This is a genomic window from Aphanizomenon sp. UHCC 0183 (genome assembly GCF_009712065.1).
Taxonomy (GTDB): Bacteria; Cyanobacteriota; Cyanobacteriia; order Cyanobacteriales; family Nostocaceae; genus Dolichospermum; species Dolichospermum heterosporum.
In genome coordinates this window covers 31,811-39,318 of record NZ_VILC01000040.1, presented here as the reverse complement: position 1 = coordinate 39,318, position 7,508 = coordinate 31,811, and the positions used below count along the sequence as shown (strand labels likewise).

The 7,508-nt window shown below is 36.7% G+C and carries 6 protein-coding genes; 2 read left to right on the top strand and 4 right to left on the bottom strand.

Annotation, left to right across the window (positions count from 1 at the left end; translation table 11 throughout):
- The coding region (locus FJR37_RS15125; RefSeq protein ID WP_168466398.1) for a calcium-binding protein at positions 1 to 508 on the top strand (508 nt) is incomplete at its 5' end.
- Positions 509 to 1,171: 663 nt separating this feature from the next.
- Here the strand turns inward: FJR37_RS15125 and FJR37_RS15120 are convergent.
- Positions 1,172 to 2,890 carry an ABC transporter ATP-binding protein gene (locus tag FJR37_RS15120; RefSeq protein ID WP_168466397.1) on the bottom strand — a complete coding sequence of 573 codons (1,719 nt, stop codon included), beginning with the start codon at positions 2,888 to 2,890 and terminating at the stop codon, positions 1,172 to 1,174.
- Between the two features lie 127 nt (positions 2,891 to 3,017).
- Positions 3,018 to 3,641: an exopolysaccharide biosynthesis protein gene (locus FJR37_RS15115; RefSeq protein ID WP_027402073.1), complete on the bottom strand. Its 624-nt coding sequence runs from the start codon at positions 3,639 to 3,641 to the stop codon at positions 3,018 to 3,020.
- Positions 3,642 to 3,912: 271 nt separating this feature from the next.
- Here FJR37_RS15115 and FJR37_RS15105 point away from each other — a divergent pair, with 271 nt between their 5' ends.
- On the top strand, positions 3,913 to 4,695 hold the full coding sequence (locus FJR37_RS15105) for an ABC transporter permease (RefSeq protein ID WP_168466396.1): 783 nt from the start codon (positions 3,913 to 3,915) through the stop codon (positions 4,693 to 4,695).
- A 102-nt stretch (positions 4,696 to 4,797) separates the two neighbouring features.
- Here FJR37_RS15105 and FJR37_RS15100 read toward each other — a convergent pair whose 3' ends face one another.
- Positions 4,798 to 5,517 (bottom strand): Uma2 family endonuclease, encoded by a 720-nt coding sequence (locus FJR37_RS15100; protein ID WP_168466395.1) that lies wholly within the window; start codon positions 5,515 to 5,517, stop codon positions 4,798 to 4,800.
- Positions 5,518 to 5,981: 464 nt separating this feature from the next.
- Positions 5,982 to 7,505 (bottom strand): glycosyltransferase family 39 protein, encoded by a 1,524-nt coding sequence (locus tag FJR37_RS15095; protein ID WP_168466394.1) that lies wholly within the window; start codon positions 7,503 to 7,505, stop codon positions 5,982 to 5,984.
- Positions 7,506 to 7,508 lie beyond the last annotated feature (3 nt).

The following is a 7,508-nucleotide window of genomic DNA, read 5'->3' as shown; positions in this document are numbered from 1 at the left end:
GACTAAAGAAACTGTCTTTGGTGTAGATATTAATGGTGATGGTGTGACAGGTAATCCTTCTAGTTTGACTCTAACAGGCACTAGTGCTAATGATATCCTCATTGGTGGTGCAAATAACGATATTCTCACTGGTGCAGGTGGTAAAGATACTCTAACTGGTGGTTTAGGCAGCGATAAGTTTGTTTATCAAAATCTCACTGATTCTCTCCTAGCTAATTTTGATGTCATCACTGATTTCAACGCCACTCCAGGTAATGATTTGTTCCGTGTTTCTACGGCATTAGCTGGATTTGTGGATGTGGGAGCAGTTAATACTCTAGATGCTGCTGGTATTGGGGCAAAATTAGCAGCCTTTGGTTCAAATTACGCTGCTCAATTCAGTTTTGGACAAAAAACCTTTGTGGCTATTAATGATGCAATCGCAGGGTTTAATGCTGCTAATGATGCCATCATTGAAGTCACAGGATTAACCGGAACATTGAATGTTAATAATTTTGTGATTGTTTAGGGGATATTCAGCAAACCATCCTGTAATTGATACGATATGTAGGGGTTTAGCAGTGCTAAACCCCTACATATATCGAAGTTAAGGTAATTCATGTTGATTTAATATCACTAAAATTAATAATATTGACAGGTTAGATATCACTTTTTTGTCAATTTGTCAATAGTAAATTTTTACCATCGCTCAAATTAGATCATTTCTGAGCAAATTCATGGCCAAAATTGTTGAGGGAATAGCTGTTATTTTTGTAAAGTTTTGTATCAGCCTGGAAAATTGATTTCTAAAACTACTGTCAATAAAGGGTTTCAGATTAACATCTTCTAAAAGATCCAAAATTGACAAGAGTAACCCAATTATGAAATTCTCTTGAATTATAGCAAATCGCGGAAAGTATTGCAACCTCGTTGATAAATAGAAAAGATTCTCAATTAATTATTAAGGAAATATAAAGGCAAATTACTATAAGTTATAAATATCAAAAGTATTCTTAGTTTAGGATAATTTTAACTTATGATAAAGCGACGAAAACTGATATATCTGAGAAAGAACGCTGGGGATTAAACTATGAGCATATTATTGGATTATAGCGTTTGCAGTAGCGTCTCGTATCCCTTGCGAGAATTTCAGATCCCCGACTTCTTAGAGAAGTCGGGGATCTTATGGATCTTATTGTTGAGCATAATACCGGGCATATCTCCCTTCTAATCCTAATAATTCCTCATGATTTCCCGACTCCACAATTTGCCCTTTTTCCAACACCAAAATGCGATCGCACTTCCGCACCGTTGATAATCTATGGGCAATAATTAACACCGTGCGGTTTGCCATCAATCTCTCCAAAGCCTCTTGTACCAAAGCTTCTGATTCTGAATCTAAAGCCGATGTGGCTTCATCAAGTATCAATATTTGCGGGTTAAGAAGGACAGCACGAGCGATCGCAATTCGTTGTCTTTGTCCCCCGGATAAATTCACACCTCGCTCTCCTACCCAAGTATGATAACCTTCTGGTAATTGCTGAATAAATTGATGAGCATTGGCGATTTTTGCAGCTTCTTCTACTGCATTCATATCAAAATCATTTTGTCCGAAAGCGATATTTTGGGCAATAGTTCCCGAAAACATAATTGTTTCTTGGGGAACAATCCCAATCTGTTTTCTTAAACTATTTAATGTCACATCTCGGATATTTATGCCATCTATAAAAATTTCCCCAAATTCAGGATCATAGAATCGAGGTAATAGGTTCACAAAAGTAGTTTTCCCAGCACCAGAAGCACCAACAAGGGCAATAGCTTGACCGGGCATGACTAATAAACTAATATTATTTAATACAGGTTCTCCTGATTTATAGGCAAAAGTAATATTGCGATATTCAACTTTACCATTGACAGCAGGAAGGGTAATAGCATTGGGTTTTTCTAATACCGTTGGTTGAATTGCTAATAACTCAAAAACTCGATCAACCGATGCCTCACCTTGTTTAAATTCATTATAATTATTAGTAGTATGACCAATAGGATCAATTAACAAAGCTGCTGCTGTTAAATAACTAAAAAATTCACCTACCGTTAAATTGCGTTGAGATATTTGCCAAGTTCCTACCATTAACAAAGATAAGGCACTGACAGCTTCTAAAAAACCCACAATGGGAATTTGAATAGCTTTTAATCTTTCTACGGAATATTTAGCTTTAAAACTGCGTTCTGCTTCATAACTAAATCGCTCTATTTCGTATTTTTCCGCAGCAAAAGCTTGAATTAAGCGAATCCCGCTAAAAACTTCCGTTAAAATAGCCGATAAATCAGAAATACGACTTTGACTTTTGAGAGAATATTTCCGTAAACGTTCCCCAAACCAACCAATTAAAATTCCCATAATTGGCGCAACAATTACCGTCGCTAGGGTAAGTTGCCAATTTAAATAAATCATGTAAATGGGAATGGCAATTAACTGTAAAGCACAGGGAGTAAAATCATGAAAAAGCTTATTGATAACTTCTCCAACCCTATCAACATCTTCCGTGAGACGATAGGATAAATCCCCAGCTTTAGCTGTTTCAAAATAGCTGAGATTGAGTTTTTGTAAATGAGTATAAACCTGTTGACGGAGATAAAAAGCGATTCTTAAAGCTGCCTTGGCCATGTATAAATCCTGCACAGACTGAAAAAAGCCGCGCACAAGAAAGATAGCAGCACTGATTCCGGCTAATTGAGCGATCGCTAATACATTACCATCCCCAAAGGGAACTGCCAACTTCCCCGCGACATTAATCAGGGTTAAAGTTGCCAGTACATATCCTAAAATCCCTATAAAACCCTTAGCGATAGTTTCCCACTGGGTGCGGATATAGGGTAAAAGTTGCCAATAATTAGAACGTGTTTTCAAGTTGTAACATCCACAAAAAATATTTTCCTTGTTTGACGCTACCAGTTTTTGGTTTAATTTGGTAATTGGTAATTGGTAATCGGGTTATTAACCTACCTATCTGTCACCTGTCACCTGTCACCTTCCCCTACCTTCCTAACCAACTCTTAATTACATCAAGTAGACTAGAACCACCCCACATCAAAGCAAACAGAATTGAGGTAGTTAAAATTGCTCCCATTACACACAGGACTAAACCACCTAAACTAATAGCACCATCATCTTCTGATAAACCAAAGGCTGTAACAAAAATCCCCATTGCAGGTAAAGTGTTAGTTCCCGGTATGGGAATCATCATCGAAATAGCCATCAGAGCGATCGCACTACCAATAGTGATTCTACCTGGTAATGTGGTGCAAATATAAGATAGACGCGGACGAGCAATAGCTTCAATTCTTCGTAACCAAGGCAGTCCCGCTTTCAAAAATCCCTGAACTGTAGTCAGTTGCAGAGGATAATTAAGCATCTTCTCAGGTAGCCAAGGGATTTTCGCACCTGCAATTAACTGTATAGCCAACAAAAAAATCAGCACCCCAAAAGGAGTTGAGTACCCAGGTGCAGGAACTGGTAAAGCTGACGGTAGAGACAAAATCACCAGCAAAAACCCAAAAATTCTTTCTTGAGCTAATAATAAAATATCTACTAAAGTTACCTTTTCCGGTCTTTCCTCTTCAAAAAAATAGCGTTGTAATTCGTTAGATAGTTTAGCCATTACATTATGTTGTCAAAAATTATTACAAGTGAGTTGAAGTTATCCGTCAAAAAAGCCAATCAATAAACCAGATTCAGCAAACATAATTCCCCATACTCCAGAGTAACCCAGCGATTTCATTAATTCTGGTAAATTAAACCGCATAAAATCCAATTTGCTTAAGAAGTTGCATTTCACATTTTAGCGCTCATAAATTTATAAAAATAAAAAATAAGATTAAGTTTAGATAAAATTATTTTATATCTAATAGCTATTGAGGTAAAAACGAAAAATGCAAAGATATTTAAAAGTGTTGAGATTATTTTGGAGTGCTGCCATTTCCGCAGAAATGGAATATCGTATAAATTTTATCATTTATGCTATTAGTAGCTTAGGCAATTTAGTGGGTGGTATCTTCAGTTTATTCCTGTTCTACCGTACAGGTTACACTTTTTCGGGTTGGTCATGGGAATCAGCTTTAGTAGTTTTAGGAATTTTCACACTATTACAAGGCTTTGCTGCCACCTTTCTCGCTCCCAACTTAAATCGGATTGTGCGTCATGTCCAAGAAGGGACTTTAGACTTCGTATTATTAAAACCTATTCGTAGTCAATTTTGGTTATCTCTTCATACCATTTCCCCCTGGGGAATACCAGATTTAATCTTTGGTCTATTGATCATTGTCTATGCTGGTACAAAACTTAACTTAGGTATTGATAAATACTTACTGAGTATCTTTCCGTTGACTTGTGGTTTAGTTATTCTTTATAGCCTGTGGTTTATACTAGGAGCAACTAGTATTTGGTTTGTAAAGATATATAATATTACTGAAGTATTAAGAGGGTTTTTAGAGGCTGGAAGATACCCAATTACAGGTTATCCGGCTGCCTATCGCTTCTTCTTCACCTTCATAGTACCAGTAGCTTTTTTAACTACAGTTCCCGCCCAAACTATGTTAGGTCAAATTCAACTTACCTGGTTGCTGGGTGCAGGATTATTAGCTTTGATATTGTTTTTCATTTCTACCCAGTTTTGGCGGTTTGCCCTCCAGTTTTATACTAGTGCTTCTAGTTAATTGGACTCAGTAGACAAAAATTAAGATCCCCGACTTCTGTTGTAATCGTCTCCAGAAATTGTGATTTGTCTTGAGAAGTCGGGGATTTGGGAAACCTAACGATTACAACATATCTGGATTTTCACCCAATTCTCGTAATCTGGCAGCTAACCTAGCTGCTTTTGCTTGAGCTTCCTCCTCTCGTGATTTAGCTGCCTCCTCTGGTAATAAAACTAGATTGCCCGCAACATCATAAAACCGCACCCAAATCGCAGTTTCCCTATCTATAGTTCCTTCCCAAGTTCCCAACCATAAACCCAAACGTCTACACCATAGCCAACCATTTTCATTTGGTCTTAATGGCTGATACTGTTGTTCATGATCTAAATGCCATCCTTGTAAAGAATTAGCATCAAATGGGTCATAGACAAAATAATCGGAGGTATGGAAAGTCTGTTCATAAAGGTCTTTTTTAATTCCCTGATCTATTCCTGCTGTAGACCGTGACATTAATTCCACAATCACATCAGGATAGCGACCATTTTCTTCCCAAACTACCCAACCTTGTCGAGGGTTACTACCATCAACATTGAGAACAGCAAAAAAATCGGGACCGCGAAAATCACGATTACGAATTTGGCTACTGCTGTAGTAAATAAACATATTGCCCCCAGTAAAATAATCATTGCGGTCAGACCAAAGCTGCTGCAATGAACGAATGAGGACATTCATGGCAATCCGGTGTCTATTTGATTCCAAGACTTCACCATCATCAAATATTAAGTCAGCAGGTGGATGATGGGGTTCCCAGTCCACAATGGCTAGATTGTTTTCGGTACTCATGAGTGATTATCACCTTTTTCATCAAGCCCTAAACTTCCATCATAATCTGTCTAAAGCTTTCTCAAAGTCTTTGATTATGGCGGTAATTGCTGAAAATTTAGAAAAATTTCCGATTTTATGCCGTACTATTACAAATAAGCGAATTTGATGGCGAATACGCAGCAATATTTTCAGAAAAAATAGGCGCACCAGCCAAGACATTTAGAGGGTGTTTGAAAAGTCATGATTGCTGTATCAAATGTTTTATCCCTCCCTAACCCTCCCCTTATAAAGGCTATCGTGTACACACAAGTTAAATTACCCCCCCTTAATCCCCCCGATGCTTTAGGGGGAAACCGGAAAAATTAGTTCCCTCCCCAAAGCATCGGGGAGGGTTAGGGTGGGGTAATTCGAGGAATAATGGTGATTCGATAACTTGTGTGTACACCGTTTTTCAGCAAGTCCTACCTGTATATTAATTAGCATTAATTTGTAGCTACCAATTTAAAACCATTAGCTTCTCCCATAACCTTACTTTGATTTAAATTAATTTTCTGCAAAGTATCCTGACCCAATAATAAATAAGATTTATCAGCAAACTTATCTTTTAAATCTGCCATAGATGTAGGAATAATTTTACAATCACTATAAAAATCTAAACTAGGACGACTATCAGGAAAAGAAGTATAAATTTGTGTTCCAGGTGGCACATTATCTCTAATTAACGCTGCCACTGGTAGAACAGGGAATTTTTCATTTAACTCCCATATCCATGATTGAGAACTCATCAACATTCCTAAAACTAAATACATCCCCGCAAATAAAACCGGGATAAATTGACGGTTATGCTGATTAACTAACCATGATGTCATCCCCATAGTCATTGCTAAAACAACACTCATTACAATTAATAATGGCTGTTTATCAAATATATTAAAATAAATGCAACCTGCTAAACCGACGATAACTAAAAATGCAAAAAATCCCGTCAAAAATCTGGTTTTAAACTTCTCCTCCTGCCAAATATAACTTAAATTAGCCCCAATCGCTAAAGCTAAAAATGGATATATGGGCATAATATACCAAGGTAATTTGGTACTCATTAAAGAAACTATGGCAAAATAAATAATTGTACCAATGAGAGTTAAACAACCCCAATCAGTATGACGATTTTTCCAACTTAAATATAAACCTCCTGGCAAAAATAACAACCAGGGAAAACCATATTTTATCACTTCCAGTAAATAATACCAAATCGGACCAGTATTACCTTCCACAGCTTTTCCCAGTCTGTCAAAAGCTTGGGATTGAAAATGCACTTCTAAGAAAATATTACCATAATGTTGCCATTGGGCAAAATACCAAGCAATAGCCGGTAAATTACCTAATAACATTCCTATCCATAGAAATGGATTTTTTAATATAGCTAATTGTTTATTAGCAATGATAAATAAACCTGCTATTACTGCTAAAACTACTACTAACATTCCCTTTGTCAGAGTAATTAAACCCAAACAAAATCCGATACCAACAGCATATTTTCTATCATGACGGGCTTTGAGAACGCAAAATAACAATAACAAGAAAAAGGAAACAGTCATTCCATCTAACATTGCTAGTCTACCATGACGGACTACAGGCAATAATGTTAAATAAACCAAAGCTGAAAATAAAGCTGGTAAATTTTTTCTAAAAGCTAAACGTCCAATTAAATAAAGTAAAGGTACTCCTAAAGCTGTTAAAAATGCTCCCGGAAATCTGGTAGTAAATTCTTGCACTCCTCCGATATGATAGCAAACAGCAATAAACCATTGCATCAAAGGTGGTTTTAATAAAAAAGGATCTCCTTGTATAGTCGGATAAATCCAGTTACCAGTGCGATAAATTTCCCTAGCAACTATAGCATAAGTACCTTCATCCCAATCTCGTAAAGGTAAATTACCCAAACCTATCAGCCATAAAATTAAAGATGCTACCAATAAACCTAAAAACCATTGTTTATGACTCATATT